At 61.8% G+C, this 20,341-nt stretch carries 17 protein-coding genes and 1 tRNA gene; 15 read left to right on the top strand and 3 right to left on the bottom strand.

Annotated features, from left to right (window positions below; translation table 11 throughout):
- Window positions 1-30 precede the first annotated feature (30 nt).
- The 8 genes from I5S59_RS04970 (at window position 31) to ychF (ending at window position 6,847) form a co-directional block, all read left to right on the top strand.
- The gene (locus I5S59_RS04970; protein WP_197875642.1) at window positions 31-1,758 is read left to right on the top strand and encodes a tetratricopeptide repeat protein; all 1,728 of its coding nucleotides are present in this window, start codon (window positions 31-33) and stop codon (window positions 1,756-1,758) included.
- A 4-nt stretch (window positions 1,759-1,762) separates the two neighbouring features.
- Window positions 1,763-2,380 (top strand): lipoprotein insertase outer membrane protein LolB, encoded by a 618-nt coding sequence (gene lolB, locus I5S59_RS04965; RefSeq protein ID WP_197875641.1) that lies wholly within the window; start codon window positions 1,763-1,765, stop codon window positions 2,378-2,380.
- 1 nt (window position 2,381) lies between these two features.
- A complete protein-coding gene (gene ispE / locus I5S59_RS04960; protein WP_197875640.1) occupies window positions 2,382-3,227 on the top strand; it encodes a 4-(cytidine 5'-diphospho)-2-C-methyl-D-erythritol kinase in 846 nt (281 codons plus the stop codon).
- A 34-nt stretch (window positions 3,228-3,261) separates the two neighbouring features.
- A tRNA-Gln gene (locus tag I5S59_RS04955) sits at window positions 3,262-3,336 on the top strand.
- A 47-nt stretch (window positions 3,337-3,383) separates the two neighbouring features.
- Window positions 3,384-4,325, top strand: a complete 942-nt coding sequence (locus I5S59_RS04950) for a ribose-phosphate pyrophosphokinase (RefSeq protein WP_009405962.1) — start codon at window positions 3,384-3,386, stop codon at window positions 4,323-4,325.
- 138 nt (window positions 4,326-4,463) lie between these two features.
- The gene (locus tag I5S59_RS04945) at window positions 4,464-5,063 is read left to right on the top strand and encodes a 50S ribosomal protein L25/general stress protein Ctc (protein WP_128322798.1); all 600 of its coding nucleotides are present in this window, start codon (window positions 4,464-4,466) and stop codon (window positions 5,061-5,063) included.
- A 77-nt stretch (window positions 5,064-5,140) separates the two neighbouring features.
- Window positions 5,141-5,725: an aminoacyl-tRNA hydrolase gene (gene pth / locus I5S59_RS04940; protein ID WP_128322799.1), complete on the top strand. Its 585-nt coding sequence runs from the start codon at window positions 5,141-5,143 to the stop codon at window positions 5,723-5,725.
- 21 nt (window positions 5,726-5,746) lie between these two features.
- The gene (gene ychF / locus I5S59_RS04935) at window positions 5,747-6,847 is read left to right on the top strand and encodes a redox-regulated ATPase YchF (RefSeq protein ID WP_197875639.1); all 1,101 of its coding nucleotides are present in this window, start codon (window positions 5,747-5,749) and stop codon (window positions 6,845-6,847) included.
- 117 nt (window positions 6,848-6,964) lie between these two features.
- On the opposite strand, the gene metE is transcribed toward ychF, so the two are convergent.
- A complete protein-coding gene (gene metE, locus I5S59_RS04930; RefSeq protein ID WP_197875638.1) occupies window positions 6,965-9,253 on the bottom strand; it encodes a 5-methyltetrahydropteroyltriglutamate--homocysteine S-methyltransferase in 2,289 nt (762 codons plus the stop codon).
- A 231-nt stretch (window positions 9,254-9,484) separates the two neighbouring features.
- Between metE and I5S59_RS04925 the strand changes: the two genes are divergently transcribed.
- The 7 genes from I5S59_RS04925 (at window position 9,485) to I5S59_RS04895 (ending at window position 18,864) form a co-directional block, all read left to right on the top strand.
- Window positions 9,485-9,871, top strand: coding sequence for a nuclear transport factor 2 family protein (locus tag I5S59_RS04925; RefSeq protein ID WP_241653151.1), 387 nt, complete (start codon window positions 9,485-9,487; stop codon window positions 9,869-9,871).
- Window positions 9,872-9,964: 93 nt separating this feature from the next.
- A complete protein-coding gene (locus tag I5S59_RS04920; RefSeq protein WP_128322810.1) occupies window positions 9,965-11,464 on the top strand; it encodes a purine-cytosine permease family protein in 1,500 nt (499 codons plus the stop codon).
- 13 nt (window positions 11,465-11,477) lie between these two features.
- Complete coding sequence (locus I5S59_RS04915; RefSeq protein WP_197875637.1) at window positions 11,478-12,908, top strand: aldehyde dehydrogenase family protein; 1,431 nt, start codon at window positions 11,478-11,480, stop codon at window positions 12,906-12,908.
- Window positions 12,909-13,156: 248 nt separating this feature from the next.
- Window positions 13,157-14,068 carry a 5-dehydro-4-deoxyglucarate dehydratase gene (kdgD, locus tag I5S59_RS04910; protein ID WP_128322812.1) on the top strand — a complete coding sequence of 304 codons (912 nt, stop codon included), beginning with the start codon at window positions 13,157-13,159 and terminating at the stop codon, window positions 14,066-14,068.
- Window positions 14,069-14,174: 106 nt separating this feature from the next.
- Entirely contained in the window at window positions 14,175-15,551 is a 1,377-nt protein-coding gene (locus I5S59_RS04905; RefSeq protein WP_197875636.1) for an MFS transporter, read from the top strand.
- A 69-nt stretch (window positions 15,552-15,620) separates the two neighbouring features.
- Window positions 15,621-17,174 carry a galactarate dehydratase gene (gene garD, locus I5S59_RS04900; protein WP_197875635.1) on the top strand — a complete coding sequence of 518 codons (1,554 nt, stop codon included), beginning with the start codon at window positions 15,621-15,623 and terminating at the stop codon, window positions 17,172-17,174.
- 106 nt (window positions 17,175-17,280) lie between these two features.
- Window positions 17,281-18,864: an aldehyde dehydrogenase (NADP(+)) gene (locus tag I5S59_RS04895; RefSeq protein ID WP_197875634.1), complete on the top strand. Its 1,584-nt coding sequence runs from the start codon at window positions 17,281-17,283 to the stop codon at window positions 18,862-18,864.
- A 10-nt stretch (window positions 18,865-18,874) separates the two neighbouring features.
- On the opposite strand, the gene I5S59_RS04890 is transcribed toward I5S59_RS04895, so the two are convergent.
- Window positions 18,875-19,471, bottom strand: coding sequence for an HAD family hydrolase (locus tag I5S59_RS04890; RefSeq protein ID WP_197875633.1), 597 nt, complete (start codon window positions 19,469-19,471; stop codon window positions 18,875-18,877).
- Complete coding sequence (gene tesB / locus I5S59_RS04885; RefSeq protein WP_197875632.1) at window positions 19,468-20,337, bottom strand: acyl-CoA thioesterase II; 870 nt, start codon at window positions 20,335-20,337, stop codon at window positions 19,468-19,470. Before tesB ends, I5S59_RS04890 begins: the two co-directional genes overlap by 4 nt.
- Window positions 20,338-20,341 lie beyond the last annotated feature (4 nt).

The following is a 20,341-nucleotide window of genomic DNA, read 5'->3' as shown; positions in this document are numbered from 1 at the left end:
GACCGCTGGTAAGCCGCCCAAATCCTGATTATGAATAGATCCTACGCGTTGCTCCTTGCCTTTGCCCTGCTCCAGGGCTGTCAGACCCTGGCCCCCGGTTCTACCGATGATCAGGCACCTGCCGCTGATGCCGCGCAAAAGCAGGCGGACAAACCCGTGGTCTATGGATCGTTCAGCCAGGACACCGTGTACAACCTGCTGACCGCTGAACTGGCCGGCCAGCGCAATCGCTTCGACATTGCCCTCGACAACTATGTCAGTGAAGCCATCAAGACCCAGGATCCCGGCATTTCCGAGCGTGCCTACCGCATTGCCGAATACGTCGGCGCCGATCAGGCTGCCCTCGACACCTCGCTGCTCTGGGCGAAAAACGATCCGGACAACCTCGACGCCCAACGCGCTGCAGCCATCCAACTGGCACGCGGTGGCCGTTACGATGATTCCATGGTGTACATGGAGAAAGTGCTGCAAGGCCAGGGCGACACCCATTTCGACTTCCTCGCCTTGTCGGCTGCCGAAACCGATCAGGAAACCCGCGACGGCCTGCAGAAGAGTTTTGACCGGCTGCTGCGCAAATACCCGGACAACGGCCAGCTGGTGTTCGGCAAGGCCTTGCTGCTGCAACAGGACGGCAATGCCAACGAAGCCCTTACCCTGCTTGAAAATCATCCCCCTGAAGAAGGCGAGATCGCCCCGGTGCTGCTGCGCGCCCGCCTGCTGCAAAGCGTAGGGCGCGGCAGCGAAGCGCTGCCGCTGCTGCAGAAAACCATCCGCCAGAACCCGGACGACAAGCGCCTGCGCCTGACCTACGCCCGCACCCTGGTGGAACAGGATCGCCTTGACGATGCCAAAGTCGAGTTCTCCAGCCTGGTCCAGCAATACCCGGAAGATGACGAGTTGCGTTACTCCCTGGCCCTCATCTGCCTGGAAACCAAGAACTGGGAAGAGGCTGCCGGCTACCTGCAGGAGCTGATCGAACGTGACAGCCACGTCGACTCGGCGCACCTGAACCTGGGCCGCATCCACGAAGAACGCAATCAACCGCAGGCAGCCCTGGACGAATACGCCATGGTCGGCCCGGGCAACGACTACCTGCCCGCCCAACTGCGCCAGGCCGACATCCTCGTTGCCAATGGCCGCAGCAACGAAGCCTCGCGCCGCCTGGCACTGGCCCGCGACACGCAGCCCGACTACGCCATCCAGCTGTACCTGATCGAAGCCGAAGCGCTGGGTAACAACGACAAGGATGCCCAGGCCCTGCAGGTACTGGAGCAAGCCCTCAAGCAATACCCTGACGACAACAGCCTGCTCTATACCCGTGCCATGATGGCCGAGAAGCGCAACGACCTGGCCCAGATGGAAAAGGACCTGCGCAGCATCATCGCCCGCGAGCCGGAAAACGCCATGGCCCTCAACGCCCTGGGCTACACCCTGGCCGACCGCACCACGCGCTACGCAGAAGCCAAGTCGCTGATCGAAAAAGCCCACCAGATCAACCCGGACGATCCCGCCGTGCTCGACAGCCTGGGCTGGGTCAACTACCGCATGGGCAACCTCGATGAAGCCGAGCGCCTGCTGCGCCAGGCGCTGGAGCGCTTCCCCGACCACGAAGTCGCTGCCCACCTGGGTGAAGTGCTCTGGGCCAATGGCAAACGCCGCGAAGCACGGCAGATCTGGGCCAAGGCCTTCGAGACCCAGCCCGACAGCCCCATCCTGCGCAAGACCGTCCTGCGCCTGACCGGATCCGAGACTCTTTAAGCCTATGTTTTTGCGCCACTGCATTACCTTCACCCTGATCGCCCTGCTTGCTGGCTGTGCCGGCTTCGGCTCCCGCGAGGCCCTGCAGGGCCAGGGCAGCCCACAGCTGTGGCGTGAACACAAACAGCAGTTGAGTACGCTGGACGGCTGGCAGATCAACGGCAAAGTCGGCATTCGCGCCCCCAAAGACTCGGGCAGCGGCACCCTGTTCTGGCTGCAACGCCAGGATTATTACGACATTCGCCTGTCCGGCCCCCTGGGCCGTGGCGCGGCACGCCTGACCGGGCGGCCGGGTAGCGTCGTGCTGGAAGTCGCCAACCAGGGCCGGTACGAGGCGAAAAGCCCGGAAGCCCTGCTTGCAGAACAGCTTGGCTGGGAACTGCCGGTATCGCATCTGGTCTGGTGGGTACGCGGCCTGCCGGCACCCGACAGCAAAAGCCAGCTGACCCTGGGCAGTGACAGTCGCTTGTCCGCACTCAAGCAGGATGGCTGGAACGTCGAATACCTGAGCTACACCGAACAGAATGGCTACTGGTTGCCCGAGCGCCTCAAGCTGCACGGCCAGAACATCGACGTGACCCTGGTGGTCAAGGACTGGCAGCCACGCCAGCTGGGGCACTGACATGACCACGCTGACCCTGCCGGCACCGGCAAAACTCAACCTGATGCTGCACATTCTGGGACGCCGCGCCGACGGCTACCACCTGCTGGAAACGCTGTTCCAGTTTCTCGACTACGGCGATGAACTGTCGTTTGCCGCGCGCGAAGACGGCGAGATCCACCTGCACACGCCAATCGACGGCGTTCCCCACGACAGCAACCTGATCGTCAAGGCTGCGCGCAAACTGCAAGCCCTGACCGGCTGCGGCAAAGGCGCCGATATCTGGCTGAAGAAAGTCCTGCCCATGGGCGGCGGCATCGGTGGCGGCAGCTCGGACGCGGCCACTACCCTGCTCGGCCTTGATCACCTGTGGGGCACCCGGTGCAGCGAAGACCAGCTGGCCGAACTGGGCCTGAGCCTGGGCGCCGACGTGCCGGTGTTCGTGCGCGGCCACGCGGCTTTCGCCGAAGGTGTCGGGGAAATCCTTACCCCTGCCGACCCGGAAGAACCCTGGTACGTCGTGCTGGTGCCACAAGTATTTGTAAGTACAGCAGAAATTTTTTCACATCCGCAGTTGACACGTGATTCCTTGCCCCTTAAGATGCGCCCCGTTCCCAAGGGAAACAGTCGTAATGACTGCCAACCGGTAGTAGAGCAGAGTTACCCAGAAGTACGTAACTCACTGAATTTGCTAAACAAATTCACTGAAGCTAGACTCACCGGAACTGGAAGTTGTGTGTTTGGGGCCTTCCCAAGCAAAGCTGAAGCTGATAAAGTTTTGGCCCTTCTTGCAGATACCCAGACGGGGTTTGTAGCAAAAGGAAGCAACATTTCGATGTTGCATCGTAAGCTTCAAAGCCTGCACTAGGAATCGAGTACAAGGTACTCGCAGCAACAGATACAGGGGCGTCGCCAAGCGGTAAGGCAGCAGGTTTTGATCCTGCCATGCGTTGGTTCGAATCCAGCCGCCCCTGCCATTTTCCTATACTCATCCAGGTATACCCTCAGCCTTCAGGTACTGCGCGTGTCCAAGATGATGGTCTTTACGGGGAACGCTAACCCCGATCTGGCTCGGCGTGTCGTACGTCAGCTGCATATCCCTCTCGGTGACGTTTCTGTCGGTAAGTTCTCCGACGGCGAAATCAGCACTGAGATCAATGAAAATGTTCGCGGTAAAGACGTTTTCATTATTCAGCCGACTTGCGCGCCAACCAACGATAATCTGATGGAACTGGTAGTGATGGCCGATGCCTTCCGCCGCTCCTCAGCGTCCCGAATCACTGCCGTGATTCCTTACTTCGGATATGCCCGCCAGGATCGCCGTCCGCGTTCGGCGCGTGTAGCTATCAGCGCCAAAGTCGTCGCTGACATGCTCACCGTCGTCGGTATCGACCGTGTTCTCACTGTCGATCTGCACGCTGACCAGATCCAGGGTTTCTTCGATATTCCGGTAGATAACATCTACGGCTCCCCCGTTCTGGTGGATGACATCGAAGACCAGCGTTTCGAGAACCTCATGATCGTGTCCCCGGACATCGGCGGCGTCGTGCGTGCACGTGCTGTTGCCAAGTCCCTGGGTGTCGATCTGGGTATCATCGACAAACGCCGTGAAAAGGCCAATCACTCCGAAGTGATGCATATCATCGGCGACGTCGAAGGACGTACCTGTATTCTCGTCGACGACATGGTCGACACCGCCGGCACCCTGTGCCATGCGGCCAAGGCCCTGAAAGAACACGGCGCTGCCAAGGTTTACGCCTACTGCACGCACCCTGTCCTGTCGGGTCGGGCGATCGAGAATATCGAGAACTCCGTGCTGGACGAGCTGGTGGTTACCAATACCATCCCGCTGTCCGCAGCTGCACAAGCCTGTGACCGTATCCGTCAACTGGATATTGCACCGGTTGTTGCCGAAGCGGTTCGCCGCATCAGCAATGAAGAATCGATCAGCGCGATGTTCCGCTGAGAGCCCTGCTCTCGCGATACACACGTTGACGTAAAGCGCCCCGCCCCAACACTCGTTGTTGGGGCGGGGCTTTTTTGCCCATCCCGTTTGGCGCTGGTCGCAAACGCCTGCGGGAGATGGCTATTTTGGAGATACAAAATGACTGATTTCATCCTGAACGCCCAAGCGCGTACCGACCTGGGGAAAGGTGCGAGCCGCCGCCTGCGTCGTCTCGCCTCTTCCGTTCCTGCTGTAGTTTACGGCGGTGACAAAGAGCCAGTTTCGATCACCATGCTGGCTAAAGAAGTTGCCAAGCTGTTCGAAAACGAAGCTGCTTTCAGCCACGTTATCGAGCTGAACATCGACGGCAAGAAAGAAAGCGTCGTTGTTAAAGCCATGCAGCGTCACCCTGCCAAGCAGTTCATCATGCACGCTGACTTCGTCCGCGTTGTAGCTGGCCAGAAACTGACCGCTATCGTTCCTGTGCACTTCATCAACGAAGAAGCACCGGTCAAGAAAGGCGGCGAAATCTCCCACGTAGTGGCCGAGATCGAAGTTTCCTGCGAAGCCAAAGACCTGCCTGAGTTCATCGAAGTTGACCTGGCCAAGGCCGAAGTCGGCACCATCATTCACCTGTCGGACCTCAAAGCTCCGAAAGGCGTTGAGTTCGTTGCTCTGGCTCACGGTGATGACAAAGCAGTTGCCAACGTTCACGCTCCGCGTGTTGCGCCTGAAGCTGCAGAAGGCGCTGCTGAGTAATCCACTCGGCACGCCGGCGTTGATCGGGTTACAGTGCCCCGCACTGTAACCCCCAACTCCAAGGAAGAGCCCCTGACGTGACCGCCATTCAACTGATCGTCGGCCTGGGAAATCCCGGCCCCGAATACGAACAGACCCGGCATAACGCAGGGGCTCTTTTCGTAGAACGCATCGCCAGCGCCCAGCGCGTCACCTTGACGCCTGACCGCAAGTATTTCGGCCTGACGGCTAAGTTCAGCCATCAGGGCAACGACGTTCGTCTGTTGATTCCGACCACCTACATGAACCGCAGCGGCCAAGCCGTTGCTGCACTGGCCAATTTTTTCCGTATCGAGCCAGATGCCATCCTGGTGGCCCACGACGAACTCGACCTGCCCCCGGGCGTCGCCAAACTCAAGAAGGGCGGCGGCCATGGCGGGCACAACGGTCTGCGCGACATCATTGCGCAGCTCGGCAACAAGAACGACTTTCACCGTCTGCGGCTTGGCATTGGCCACCCGGGTGACAGCAGCAGGGTCTCCGGTTTTGTCCTGGGCAAGGCGCCGCGCGCCGAACAGGAAAAACTGGACGCCAGTATCGATTTTGCCCTCGGCGTGCTGCCGGATATCCTCGCCGGTGATTGGACGCGTGCGATGAGAGAGCTGCACAGCCAGAAGGCTTGACTCCACGAAGAGGGATTCACCATGGGTTTCAATTGCGGCATCGTCGGTCTGCCCAACGTCGGCAAGTCCACCCTGTTCAACGCCCTGACCAAGTCCGGTATTGCTGCGGAGAACTTCCCCTTCTGCACCATCGAGCCGAACAGCGGCATCGTGCCGATGCCTGATCCGCGCCTGGATGCGCTGGCGGCCATCGTCAAGCCGAACAAGGTTCTGCCGACCACCATGGAATTCGTCGACATCGCAGGCCTGGTGGCCGGTGCGTCGAAAGGCGAAGGCCTGGGTAACAAGTTCCTGGCCAATATCCGTGAAACCGATGCCATCGCCCACGTGGTCCGCTGCTTTGAAGACGAGAACGTGATTCACGTCTCCAACAGCGTCGACCCCAAGCGCGACATCGAGATCATCGACCTCGAACTGATCTTCGCCGACCTCGACAGCTGCGAGAAGCAACTGCAGAAAGTCGCGCGTAACGCCAAGGGCGGTGACAAGGATGCCCTGGCACAGAAAGCCATCCTCGAGAAGCTGATCCCGCACTTCACTGAAGGCAAGCCTGCGCGCAGCCTGATGAAGCACATGGCAGACGACGAAAAGGCCGTGATCCGTGGCTTCCACCTGCTGACCAGCAAGCCGGTGATGTACATCGCCAACGTTGCCGAAGACGGCTTCGACAACAACCCGCACCTGGATGTGGTGCGTGCCATTGCCGAAGAAGAAGGCGCGATCGTGGTGCCGGTGTGCAACAAGATCGAAGCTGAAATCGCCGAGCTCGACGAAGGCGAAGAGAAAGACATGTTCCTCGAAGCCCTGGGCCTCGAAGAGCCTGGCCTGAACCGCGTGATCCGTGCCGGTTACTCGCTGCTGAACCTGCAGACCTACTTCACTGCCGGCGTTCAGGAAGTCCGCGCCTGGACCGTACGCGTTGGCGCCACTGCACCTCAGGCAGCCGGCGTGATCCACACCGACTTCGAAAAAGGCTTCATCCGTGCCGAAGTCGTCGCCTATGACGACTTCATCAAGTACAACGGTGAAGGCGGCGCGAAAGAAGCCGGTAAATGGCGTCTGGAAGGCAAGGACTACATCGTCAAAGACGGCGACGTGATGCACTTCCGCTTCAACGTCTAACGCTTGACCAAACGTCGGATCCCGACCGACAAAAGCCCCTTGAAGGCCTGACCTTCAAGGGGCTTTTTGTTTTTGCGTACATCACACGTCATGAGAGCAGACGTGGTGCCAATATCTTTATGCCCACTCTTTACGCAGTTGCCGAGCCGCATTGACCATGTGCACCAGGGCCGCCTCGGTTTCTGGCCAACCACGGGTTTTCAGGCCGCAGTCGGGGTTGACCCACAAGCGCTCGGCGGGGATACGCTTGGCAGCCTTGCGCAGCAGGTTGGCCATTTCCGCGACATCCGGAACGCGGGGCGAGTGGATGTCGTAGACCCCCGGGCCGATCTCGTTCGGGTAGGCAAAGGCCTCGAACGCCTCCAGCAATTCCATGTCCGAACGCGATGTTTCAATGGTGATGACGTCGGCATCCATGGCAGCTATGGACTCGATGACATCGTTGAACTCGCTGTAGCACATATGGGTGTGGATCTGGGTTTCGTCTCGCACACCCGAGGCGCACAGGCGGAACACCTCGGTGGCCCAGTCCAGATAAGGCTGCCATTGCGCCTGGCGCAGGGGCAGGCCTTCACGGAAGGCGGCTTCATCGATCTGCACGATCTTGATACCCGCCGCTTCCAGATCGACGACTTCATCACGAATGGCCAGCGCCAGTTGGCGTGCCTGCACCTCACGGGTCACGTCTTCTCGCGGGAACGACCACATCAGCATGGTCACCGGGCCCGTGAGCATGCCCTTCATGACTTTGTCGGTCAGACCCTGGGCATAGCGGATCCACTCCACCGTCATGGCGTTCGGGCGGCTCAGGTCGCCGAAGATCACCGCAGGTTTTACACAGCGTGAACCATAGCTCTGGACCCAGCCAAAACGGGTGAACAGGTAACCGTCCAGCTGCTCGGCGAAGTACTCGACCATGTCGTTGCGTTCCGCTTCGCCGTGTACCAGCACGTCCAGGCCGAGGCGCTCCTGGATTTCAACGGCGTGACGGATTTCGCTGTGCATCGCTTCGGTGTATTCCGCCTCGGTCAACTTGCCTTGCTTGTACGACTGGCGCGCCAGGCGAATCGCCCCGGTTTGCGGGAACGAGCCGATGGTAGTGGTCGGGAACAGCGGCAAGTCCAACCCCGCGCGCTGCTTGGTGATACGGCTGGCAAACGCCGAGTGGCGCTGGCTGTCACTGCCGGTGATAGCTGCAACGCGCGCCTGCACCGCCGGCTTGTGAATACGTGTCGAGGCAGCACGGCTGGCTTGTACTGCACGGCTCTGGGCCAAAGCCTCCAGCACCGGTTGCGCTTCCGGCTCGTTGACAGCACGGGCAAGAAGGGCGACTTCTTCGCATTTTTGTACGGCAAAGGCCAGCCAGCTTTTGAGCTCGGCATCCAGCTTGTCTTCCCGCCCGAGGTCTACAGGGCTGTGCAGCAGCGAACAGGAAGGCGCTACCCACAGGCGCTCGCCCAACCGTTCGTTGGCGTGCTGAAGTACCTCCAGGGCTTTTTCCAGGTCGCAGCGCCAGACGTTACGACCGTTGACCAGGCCCAGCGACAGAATCTTGTAGGCAGGCAGGCGATCGAGGATGGTCGGGTACTGCTCAGGGGCACGCACCAGGTCGATGTGCAAACCGTCCACCGGCAGGTTGGCCGCCAGCCCCAGGTTCTCTTCCAGGCCACCGAAGTACGTAGCGAGCAGTTTTTTCAGCGGGTCGCGCTGGATCTGGTTGTAGGCACGCTCGAAAGCGTTCTTCCATTCCTGCGGCAGGTCCAGTACCAGGATCGGCTCGTCGATCTGCACCCACTCGACGCCTTGGGCCGCCAGACGCTGGAAGATCTGGCCATACAGCGGCAACAGACGATCGAGCAGTTCAAGTTTGTCGAATGCCGCACCTTTGGCTTTGCCCAGCCACAGGTAGGTCAGCGGGCCGATGATTACCGGCTTGACCGTGTGGCCCAATGCCTGGGCCTCTGCAACCTCTTCAAACAGTTGCTCCCAGCCCAGCTGGAACTGCTGGTCGGCGCTGAATTCCGGTACCAGGTAGTGGTAGTTGGTGTCGAACCACTTGGTCATTTCCTGCGCATGGGCACCACCGCAACAGCTGTCGCTGACGCCACGCGCCATGCCGAACAGGGTCTGCAGGGTGGCTTTGCCGTCGTGTGGACGGAAGCGCTCAGGGATCACGCCGAACATCAGCGAGTGGGTCAACACCTGGTCGTACCAGGCGAAATCGCCCACCGGCAACAGCTCGATCCCGGCCTGTTTCTGCAGTGCCCAGTGCGTTTTGCGCAGTTCACTGCCCACCGCACGCAGGCCCGCTTCATTGAGCTCGCCCTTCCAGAACGCCTCTTGGGCTTTCTTCAGTTCGCGATCGCGGCCAATGCGCGGGAATCCAAGGGAATGGGCCAATGCCATGACAAAACTCCAATTCGTTTAATGGCGCCATTGTCGGCAGGTCGCGATAGTGAGACAAACTCATTATTTTTTAGATCAACTCAAATATTCCTCATGATGAACAGCACCTCGGCGATTGGTTCAGAAATTTCTGAACTGATTATTTGCAGTCAGCGATTCTTCCCGCCGCTGGCCCTCACCAGAATCGCGCCACGATAATCACAATAACCGTGAGGCCCCCTCGTGGACCCAATTCTCCAGAATCAGGTGCGCCAAGCTGCCGCCGATCTCGTCGACGCGTTTGCCAGCAACGACACCGCGCGCTACTTCGCCTGCTTCAGCGAAGACGCCAGCTTCCTCTTCCATACCCTCCCCGAGCCGCTGCTCTCGCGCCACGCCTATGAGCAGGTCTGGCAGCAATGGCAGGCCGAAGGCTTCGCCGTGCTCGGCTGCCGTTCAAGCAACGCCCAGGTCAGCCTGCAGGGTGATGTAGCGATCTTCATGCACGACGTCGCCACCCACATTCGCCTGGCGGGTGAAGAACACCAGCTCGAAGAGCGGGAAACCATTGTTTTCCGCCGCGAAGGCGAACGCTGGCTGGCCTGCCACGAGCACCTGTCAGTCGTCAGCCCCGCTTAACCTTTTCAGCGGCATTGCCGCTACTGCCAACGCACCCAAAAAATGGTCCGCGCCTGAGCGACGGCCGACAACAACAGCGCTTGGAGCCCTACGATGACGCAATCGAGTGGTATCGAAACCAACGGTGTGGAACAGATCCCTGACGATCAACGCCACGCCACCCCAACCGACCTGTTCCGCCTGATTTTCGGCGGCGCCAACACTTTCGCCACCGCTGTACTGGGCAGCTTCCCGGTATTGTTCGGGCTGTCTTTCGAGGCGGGCCTGTGGTCGATCATTCTCGGCGTCGCGGTCGGCGCCTTGATCCTTGCCCCGATGGGCCTGTTCGGTGCCCTCAACGGCACCAACAATGCCGTATCGTCCGGCGCGCACTTTGGCGTGCACGGGCGCATCGTCGGCTCGTTCCTGTCGTTGCTGACCGCCGTGGCGTTTTTCTCGCTGTCGGTGTGGAGCTCCGGTGATGCATTGGTCGGCGGCGCCAAGCGCCTGGTCGGCCTGCCCGAAACCGACCTGACCCTGGGCCTGGCCTACGGTCTGTTCGCCATCCTGGTACTGATCGTCTGCATCTACGGCTTTCGCTTCATGCTGTGGGTCAACAAGGTCGCCGTCTCGGCCTCGAGCCTGCTGTTCCTGCTGGGCATCGTCGCTTTTGCCGGCCCGTTCGACACCCGCTTTGCCGGCAGCGTCAACCTCGGTCAGCCGGGCTTCTGGGCCGCCTTCATGGGCGCCGCCATTCTGGCCATGAGCAACCCGGTGTCGTTCGGTGCCTTTCTCGGTGACTGGTCGCGCTACATTCCGCGGCAAACCCCCAAGTCGCGGATCATGCTGGCGGTCATTGCGGCCCAGGCCGGTACCCTGATTCCATTCCTGTTCGGCCTGTGCACCGCCACCCTGGTGGCCACCCAGGCACCGCAGTACATCGAGGCGAACAACTATGTCGGCGGCCTGCTGGCCATTTCGCCCACCTGGTTCTTCCTGCCGGTGTGCCTGATTGCCGTCATCGGCGGCATGTCCACCGGCACCACCGCGCTGTATGGCACCGGCCTGGACATGTCCAGCGTGTTCCCGCGCCTGCTCAGCCGCGCCAGCGCGACCGTGCTGATCGGTGTCGCGGCCATCGCCTTCATCTTCATCGGCCGCTTCACCTTCAACCTGGTGCAGAGCGTGTCCACCTTCGCCGTCCTGATCATTACCTGCACCAGCCCGTGGATGGTGATCATGATTCTCGGCCTGATCACCCGCCGTGGCTTCTACCACGCCGATGACCTGCAAGTGTTCACCCGTGGCGAACGCGGCGGCCACTACTGGTTCCAGCACGGCTGGAACTGGCGCGGCATGGGTGCCTGGATCCCGAGCGCGGTGGTCGGCCTGTGCTTCGTCAACCTGCCCGGGCAGTTTGTCGGCCCGCTGGGCGACCTGGCCGGCGGCATCGACCTGAGCCTGCCGGTGACCCTCGGCCTGGCTGGCGCGCTGTACCTGACCCTGCTCAACCTTTTCCCTGAACCTGCTGGTGTCTACGGCCCTCGCGGTCCGCGCTGGGTACGCTGCAAAAGCGCCTCGAGCGTACCGCTGAGCACTGCCGAGATGGCCTGACCGGAGCTATGCCATGACCACTCCTCATTACATTGACGGCCGCTGGGTCGAGGGCCAAGGCAGCGATTGCATTGCCGTCTTCGACCCGTCGCTGGGCCAACCCTTCGCCGAGCTGATCTCGGCCAGTACCGCTCAGGTCGACCAGGCCGTGGCTGCTGCCCGCCAGGCGCTGCCAACCTGGAAGCTTACCAGCCCGGGCGAGCGTGCCACCTGCCTGCGGGGCTTTGCCACGCAACTGGGGCAACGCCGCGAAGCGCTGATCGCGCTGCAGATGCAGAACAACGGCAAGCCGCGTCACGAGGTTGAGATCGACCTGGATGATGCCATCGCCACCTTCAACTACTACGCCGATCTTGCCGAGCAGCTGCCACAGAAAAACCGCGATGTGGCACTGGCCGCGCCAGGCTTCAGCGCCCGCACTCGCCTTGAGCCGGTCGGCGTGGTCGGCCTGATCGTGCCGTGGAACTTCCCGCTGGTGACCAGTGCCTGGAAACTCGCACCGGCGCTGGCCGCAGGTTGCACCGTGGTACTCAAGCCGTCCGAGGTCACGCCGCTGATCGAGCAGGCCTACGGCCAGATCGCCGACGCCCTGGGCTTGCCTGCCGGCGTGCTCAACATCGTCAACGGCAAAGCCGAAACCGGGGCAGCGCTGAGCAGCCATAACGGCCTGGACAAACTGTCCTTTACCGGCAGCAATGGCGTTGGCAGCCAGGTCATGCGCAGTGCTGCCGATCACTGCCGCCCGGTCACCCTGGAACTGGGTGGCAAGTCGGCGATCCTGGTGTTCGATGACTGCGACCCGGACCAGGCCGTGGAGTGGATCGTCGCCGGCATCACCTGGAACGCCGGGCAGATGTGTTCGGCGACCTCGCGCCTGCTGGTCCAGGACGGCATCGCCGATGCCCTGTTGCCACGCTTGCAAGCGGCACTGGAAAAATTCCGCGTGGGTAACCCGCTGACCGAAGAAGTCGACATGGGCCCGCTGACCAGCCAGGCGCAGTGGCACAAGGTTGCCAGTTACTTCGACGTCGCCCGCGAAGAAGGCCTGCATTGCCTCACCGGCGGCCAGGTTGTGGACCGTGAAGGCTGGTTCGTCAGCCCGACGCTGTACACCGACGTGCCGACCGATAGCCGCCTGTGGACCGAGGAGATTTTTGGCCCGGTACTGTGCAGCCGTCGCTTCAGCACCGAGGAAGAAGCAATTGCGCTGGCCAACGACAGCCGTTTTGGCCTGGTGGCCACCGTCTGCTCCAGCGACCTGGTCCGTGCCGAGCGCGTCGCCGATGCCCTGGAAGTCGGCCATGTGTGGATCAACTCGATCCAGGCGGTGTTCGTCGAAACCTCATGGGGCGGCACCAAAGGCAGCGGCATCGGCCGCGAGCTCGGGCCTTGGGGATTGTCGTCGTACCAGTCGGTGAAACACGTAACGCGCTGCCTTGGTTAAGACCCAGACCTAAATCGCTATGGCCGCGGTGTAGCAGGCACACCGCGGCGCCTGGTTCGCCGGCAAGCCTGGCTCCTACGGGATCACATCACCGTCCCTATAGGAGCGAGGCTTGCCCGCGAAGAACGACGTGCATCAACCAAAAAAGAGGACCAGTGGGGCTAGTCACATTTTAAGTTGTACGATAACGTATCTCTACTCGAGTACCGCTGCGTCTTCCAATGTGTCTTACAGGGTGTTCTACAACAATGAATCCACAAGAACTGAAATCCATCCTCTCCCACGGCCTGTTGTCCTTCCCGGTTACCGACTTCAATGCCCAGGGCGACTTCAATCGCGCCGGTTACATCAAGCGCCTGGAATGGCTGGCCCCGTACGGCGCCAGCGCCCTGTTCGCCGCCGGCGGCACGGGTGAGTTTTTCTCCCTGGCTGCCAGTGAATACTCGGAAATCATCAAGACCGCCGTCGACACCTGCGCCACCAGCGTACCGATCCTCGCCGGCGTTGGCGGCTCGACCCGCCAGGCCATCGAATATGCTCAGGAAGCCCAGCGTCTGGGCGCCAAAGGCCTGCTGCTGCTGCCGCATTACCTGACCGAAGCCAGCCAGGACGGCGTCGCCGCTCACGTTGAAGCGGTGTGCAAGTCGGTGGATATCGGTGTGGTGGTTTACAATCGCAACGTCTGCCGACTCAATGCCGTGCAGCTGGAACAACTGGCCGAGCGCTGCCCGAACCTGATCGGCTACAAGGATGGCCTGGGTGATATCGAGCTGATGGTGTCGATCCGTCGCCGCCTGGGTGAACGCTTCTCATACCTGGGTGGCCTGCCGACTGCAGAAGTCTATGCCGCGGCGTACAAGGCCCTGGGCGTGCCGGTGTACTCGTCGGCGGTGTTCAACTTCATCCCGAAAACCGCGATGGACTTCTACCACGCCATCGCCCGCGACGATCACGCCACCGTCGCCAAGATCATCGACGACTTCTTCCTGCCGTACCTGGACATCCGTAACCGCAAGGCCGGTTATGCCGTCAGCATCGTCAAGGCAGGGGCGAAGATCGCCGGTTACGACGCAGGCCCGGTGCGCACGCCGCTGACCGACCTGACGCCGGACGAGTACGAAATGCTCGCGGCACTGATGGACAAGCAGGGTGCGCAATAACGCCTGACGCACCCACGCGACCACAAGTCGCCGGAGCCGAAACCTGCCCCTTCGGCTCCCCAAAAACAGAACCCCGCACAAAAATAATTAGTGGGAGTACACCTGCATGCAAGCGACCAAAAAGACGCATGTACGCTACCTGATCCTGTTCATGCTGTTCGTCGTGACCACGATCAATTACGCCGACCGCGCGACCATCTCCATCGCAGGCTCGAGCTTGCAGAAGGACCTGGGCATCGATGCCATTACCCTTGGCTATATTTTCTCCGCTTTCGGCTGGGCCTATGTCCTGGGACAGATCCCCGGTGGCTGGCTGCTCGACCGCTTCGGCTCGAAAAAAATCTACGCACTGAGCATCTTCACCTGGTCGGCCTTCACCGTGCTGCAAGGCTTTGTCGGCTACCTGCCGGTGGCCAATGCAATCATTGCGCTGTTCATGCTGCGCTTTCTGGTCGGCTTCGCCGAAGCCCCGTCTTTCCCGGGTAACGCACGCATTGTTGCGGCGTGGTTTCCCACCGCCGAACGCGGCACCGCATCGGCCATTTTCAATTCCGCGCAATACTTCGCCACGGTACTGTTCGCGCCCTTGATGGGCTGGATTGTCCACGCCTGGGGCTGGGAGCATGTGTTCATCGTCATGGGCGTGCTGGGCATCCTGTTCTCCATCGCCTGGCTGAAGTTGATCTACAACCCCAAAGAGCACCCGATGATCAGTGCCGCCGAGCTTGAGCACATCGAGCAGAACGGCGGTCTGGTGGACATGGACAAACCACGCCAGGCCGGCAGCAGCGGTCCGAAATGGGGCTACATCAAGCAGCTGCTCAGCAGCCGCATGATGCTCGGTATCTACCTGGGCCAGTACTGCATCAACGCCATCACCTACTTCTTCCTGACCTGGTTCCCGGTGTACCTGGTGCAGGAGCGCGGCATGTCGATCCTCAAGGCTGGCTTCATCGCCTCGCTGCCGGCGATCTGCGGCTTTGTCGGTGGCGTCCTCGGCGGGATCATCTCTGACCACCTGCTGCGTCGCGGCAACTCGCTGACCTTTGCCCGCAAGGCGCCGATCGTCATCGGCCTGCTGCTGTCGACCTCGATGATCATCTGCAATTACGTCGATGCCGAATGGATGGTGGTGGGCATCATGGCCCTGGCCTTCTTTGGCAAAGGCCTTGGTGCGCTGGGCTGGGCAGTGGTTTCCGACACGTCGCCGAAGCAGATCGCCGGCCTGTCCGGGGGCATGTTCAACACCTTCGGTAACATCGCCTCGATCACCACGCCGATTATCATCGGCTACATCATCAGCGCCACCGGCTCGTTCAAATGGGCACTGGTGTATGTCGGCGCCAACGCCCTGGTCGCGGTGTTCAGCTACCTGGTGATCGTCGGTCCGATCAAGCGCATCGAATTGCGCGAAGGTGCCAACAAGAACGGCAATGAGCACGCACAGCCTGGCGCTGCCGCACTCGCCGAATCCCGCCGTTGAGTAAAACGCCTGCGGCTTCGGCCGCAGGCGTGCTGATCAGCCTGAACAAAGCACAAGAAGGGCCACCCCATGCACATGATCGAACACGCCGATTCACCCCGCTACGTGCGCCTGCACGAACAGGACAACGTTGTTGTCGTGGTGAATGATCAGGGAGTCGCGCAAGGCAGCCGCTTTGCCGACGGCCTGACGGTGACCGAAGGCATCCCCCAGAGCCACAAGGTCGCTCTGGTGAACATCGCCAAGGGCGATAAAGTGGTGCGCTACGGCCAGGTGATCGGCTACGCCCTGCAAGACCTGGCACAAGGCAGCTGGGTCAAGGAAACCCAGCTGGCCATGCCCTCGGCACCGCCGCTGGACAGCCTGCCGATGGCCGACGCCGTCCCCGCGCCCCTGCCGCCGCTGGAAGGCTACACCTTTGAGGGCTACCGCAATGCCGACGGCACGGTCGGTACGCGCAACATTCTCGGCATCACCACCACCGTGCAATGCGTAACCGGCGTACTCGACCATGCCGTCAAACGCATTCGCGACGAGCTGCTGCCCAAGTACCCGCATGTCGATGACGTGGTGGCCCTGACCCACAGCTATGGCTGTGGCGTGGCGATCAATGCCCGCGACGCCTACATTCCGATCCGCACCGTGCGCAACCTCGCGCGCAACCCCAATCTGGGCGGCGAAGCGCTGGTCATCAGCCTCGGTTGCGAGAAGCTGCAGGCCGGCCAGGTGATGCACGAGAACGACACCTCGGTCGACCTCAGCGAGCCCTGGTTGTACCGCCTGCAGGACGCCAGCCACGGCTTTGCCGAGATGGTCGAGCAGATCATGGAACTGGCCGAAACCCGCCTGAAGAAGCTCGACCAGCGCCGTCGCGAAACCGTCCCGGCCGCTGAGCTGATCCTTGGCATGCAGTGCGGGGGCAGCGATGCATTTTCCGGGATCACCGCCAACCCGGCACTGGGCTATGCCTCCGACTTGCTGATTCGCGCCGGGGCGACGGTAATGTTCTCGGAAGTCACCGAAGTACGTGACGCCATCTACATGCTCACCTCCCGCGCCGAAACCCCGGAAGTCGCCGCCGCCCTGGTTCGCGAAATGGATTGGTACGACCAGTACCTGCAGCGCGGCGAAGCCGACCGCAGCGCCAACACCACACCGGGCAACAAGAAAGGCGGCCTGTCCAACATCGTTGAAAAGTCGCTGGGCTCGATCGTCAAGTCCGGCAGCAGCGCCATCAATGGCGTGCTCGGCCCGGGCGAACGCGTGGCCAGCAAGGGCCTGGTGTTCTGCGCCACCCCGGCCAGCGACTTTGTCTGCGGCACCTTGCAACTGGCCGCCGGGATGAACCTGCACGTGTTCACTACCGGTCGCGGCACGCCGTACGGACTGGCCATGGCACCGGTGGTCAAGGTCTCGACCCGTACCGAGCTGGCAGAGCGCTGGCCCGACCTGATCGACATCGATGCCGGGCGCATTGCCACTGGCCGCGCCAGCATCGAAGAACTGGGCTGGGAGCTGTTCCACTACTACCTGGACGTAGCCAGCGGCCGCAAACAGACCTGGGCCGAACGTTACAAACTGCACAACGACATCACCCTGTTCAACCCGGCGCCCATTACCTGAGGCCAGTCCCCCAGCGCCCCAGGGCGCTGGGAGGAGCGTGTACAGGCCTGAGCCAAGTCATACGATGTCCGTCATCCAGCTTCACTCACAGAACCCGGAGAGCCTCATGCCCACCGTTCTTGGTCATAACTTCATTGCCGGTACGCGTAGCGCGGCCGGTACACAGCCATTGAAAAGCCTCGACGCCAGCACGGGTCAGGCACTGCCCTTCACCTTCATTCAAGCCACCGAGCACGAAGTCGACAGCGCTGCCCGTGCCGCTGAAGCCGCCTTTGTCGAGTACCGGCAACTGAGCCCGCAGCGTCGCGGCGAATTTCTGCTGGCCATCGCTGACGAACTGGATGCGCTGGGCGATGATTTTGTTGCCATCGTCTGCCAGGAAACCGCCCTGCCCGCTGCCCGTATCCAGGGCGAACGCGGTCGCACCAGCGGCCAGATGCGCCTGTTCGCCCAGGTCTTGCAGCGTGGCGACTTCCTCGGCGCACGTATCGACCTCGCCCTGCCCGAGCGCACGCCCCTGCCTCGTGTTGACCTGCGCCAGATGCGCATTGGCGTCGGCCCGGTGGCGGTGTTCGGCGCCAGCAACTTCCCCCTGGCTTTTTCCACGGCAGGTGGCGATACCGCTGCAGCGCTGGCAGCCGGCTGCCCGGTAGTGTTCAAGGCCCATAGCGGACACATGGCCACAGCCGACCTGGTGGGCTGCGCGATAATCCGTGCCGCCGAGCGCACCCGCATGCCCAAGGGTGTGTTCAACATGATTTTCGGTGCTGGCGTAGGTGAGTACCTGGTCAAGCACCCGGCAATCCAGGCCGTCGGCTTCACCGGCTCGCTCAGTGGCGGCAATGCCCTGTGCAAGATGGCCGCCGAGCGCCCACAGCCGATTCCGGTGTTCGCAGAAATGTCAAGCATCAACCCGGTGATCCTGCTGCCGGGTGCCCTGGCACAGCGAGGCGAAACCGTCGCTCGCGAGCTGGCCGCATCGGTGGTCATGGGCTGTGGACAGTTCTGCACCAACCCAGGCCTGGTGCTCGGTATCAGCTCGCCAGCCTTCAGCGCATTCCAGACCCACCTGCAAGAACAGATGGCTGCCCAGGCGCCGCAAACCATGCTCAATGCCGGCGGGCTGCGCAGCTACAGCAAAGGCCTTGAGCACCTGCACGGGCACAACGGGATCAGCCACCTGGCGGGTCAACCGCAAGAAGGCAACCAGGCCCGCCCACAACTGTTCAAGGCCGACGTTGCGCTACTGCTGAACGGCGACGAACTGCTGCAGGAAGAGGTCTTCGGCCCTGCCACCATCATCGTCGAAGCACGCGATGACGCCGAGCTCAAGGCAGCCCTGCAGGGCTTGCGTGGCCAGTTGACCGCCACCCTGATCGGCGAGCCGGGCGACCTCCAGGCTTATCAGTGGCTGGTGCCGCTGCTGGAGCAGAAGGTCGGGCGCATCCTGGTCAACGGTTACCCGACCGGTGTCGAGGTGTGTGATGCCATGGTGCATGGCGGCCCTTACCCGGCCACCTCCGATGCCCGAGGCACGTCGGTGGGCACCTTGGCGATCGATCGCTTCCTGCGTCCGGTGTGCTACCAGAACTACCCTGAAGCCTTGCTGCCCGAGGCGCTGCGCAACAGCAATCCGCTGGGTCTCAAGCGCCTGGTCAACGGTGAGTGGTCGGCAGCACCGATCGCCTGACCGGTATCCGCTACGGGTTGCCGAGCAACGCCTGCAGTGCCCGGCAATCAGCGGCATGCCAGTCGGTCAGCTCCGGCCAGGGGTTGTCCGGCAGGTTGACCAGGATGGTGCGGGCGCCCGCTGCGCGGCCGCAGTCGAGGTCAAAGCGATAGTCGCCGACCATGACCATTTCGCCGGGCGCCACTTCCCAGGCTTGCGCCAGCTTCAGCAAGCCACCGGGATGCGGCTTGGGCGGCGCTTCATCGCGCCCCAGCACATACGGCGCGGCAAAGCAGTCGGCCAGGCCGATGGCCTCCAGCGTGACATGCGCCAGTTCACGCGCATTGCGGGTGAGAATGCCCAGCTGGCAGCCACGTGCAGCCAGCTCGCGCACCAGCTCCACCGCGCCGGCCGCCGCCTGCGAACCCATTGCCAGGTCACGTTCGTGCTCCAGCAACCAGGCGTGCTTGGCGGCTGCTTCTGCTGCCGGCAACGCGGCCAGATGGGTAAGGATGTCGTCATCCGGCGGGATCTCCAGTGCCTCTCGAATCGCCGCGAAGTCATGCACCGCGACGGTCAAGGTGCCATCCATGTCGAACACCCAGTGACGAATATCCTTCAGGCTCATGTCCAGTCCTTGCGATGGCGAATCAGGCCTTCCTGGCAGGACGAAGCGACCAGTTGTCCGGCCTGGTTGAAGATGCTGCCACGGGAAAAACCGCGGGCATTGCCGGCCCATGGGCTATCCATGGCGTACAGCAGCCACTCGTCAGCACGCAGGTTGCCGTGGAACCACAGTGAATGATCGAGGCTGGCGATCTGCATGTCCTTCTGCCACACCGACTTGCTGTGAGGCAGCAGCGAGGTGGTCAACAAACCGAAGTCCGACGCGTAGGCAAGCATGTACTTGTGCAGCGCCGGTACGTCCGGCAGGGTGCCGTCGGCACGGAACCAGATGTACTTCACCGGATCGCCCGGCTTGGGGTTGAACGGGTCTTCTTCGGTGACCGGACGCATCTCGATCGGCTTGGCGCAGAGCATCTTGTCGCGGATGGACTCAGGCAGGCGATCAGCCATACGCTGGAACAACTCCACTTCCGAAGGCAGGTTTTCCGGGCCGACTACCGCTGGCATCTGTGTCTGGTGTTCAAAACCTTCTTCGTCGTACTGGAACGACGCACTGCAGGTAAAGATCGGCTGGCCTTTCTGGATGGCCGTCACCCGCCGGGTACTGAAACTGCCACCGTCGCGAACCCGGTCAACCGAGTACACCACCGGCATGGCCGCATCACCCGGACGCAAGAAGTAGCCGTGCAACGAATGCACATGACGCGCCTCTTCCACCGTCTGGCTGGCTGCCGACAGCGATTGCCCCAGCACCTGGCCACCGTACAGCTGGCGAAACCCCAGGTCCTGACTGCGTCCGCGGAACAGATTTTCCTCGATGGCTTCCAGACTCAGCAGGTCAACCAGATCGTCCAACACGTGGCTCATTCAA

This window comes from Pseudomonas alkylphenolica (assembly GCF_016009175.1).
Classification (GTDB): domain Bacteria; phylum Pseudomonadota; class Gammaproteobacteria; order Pseudomonadales; family Pseudomonadaceae; genus Aquipseudomonas; species Aquipseudomonas alkylphenolica_B.
The sequence above is the reverse complement of the archived record's forward strand: the minus strand, read 5'-3'. Positions and strand labels throughout refer to the sequence as shown.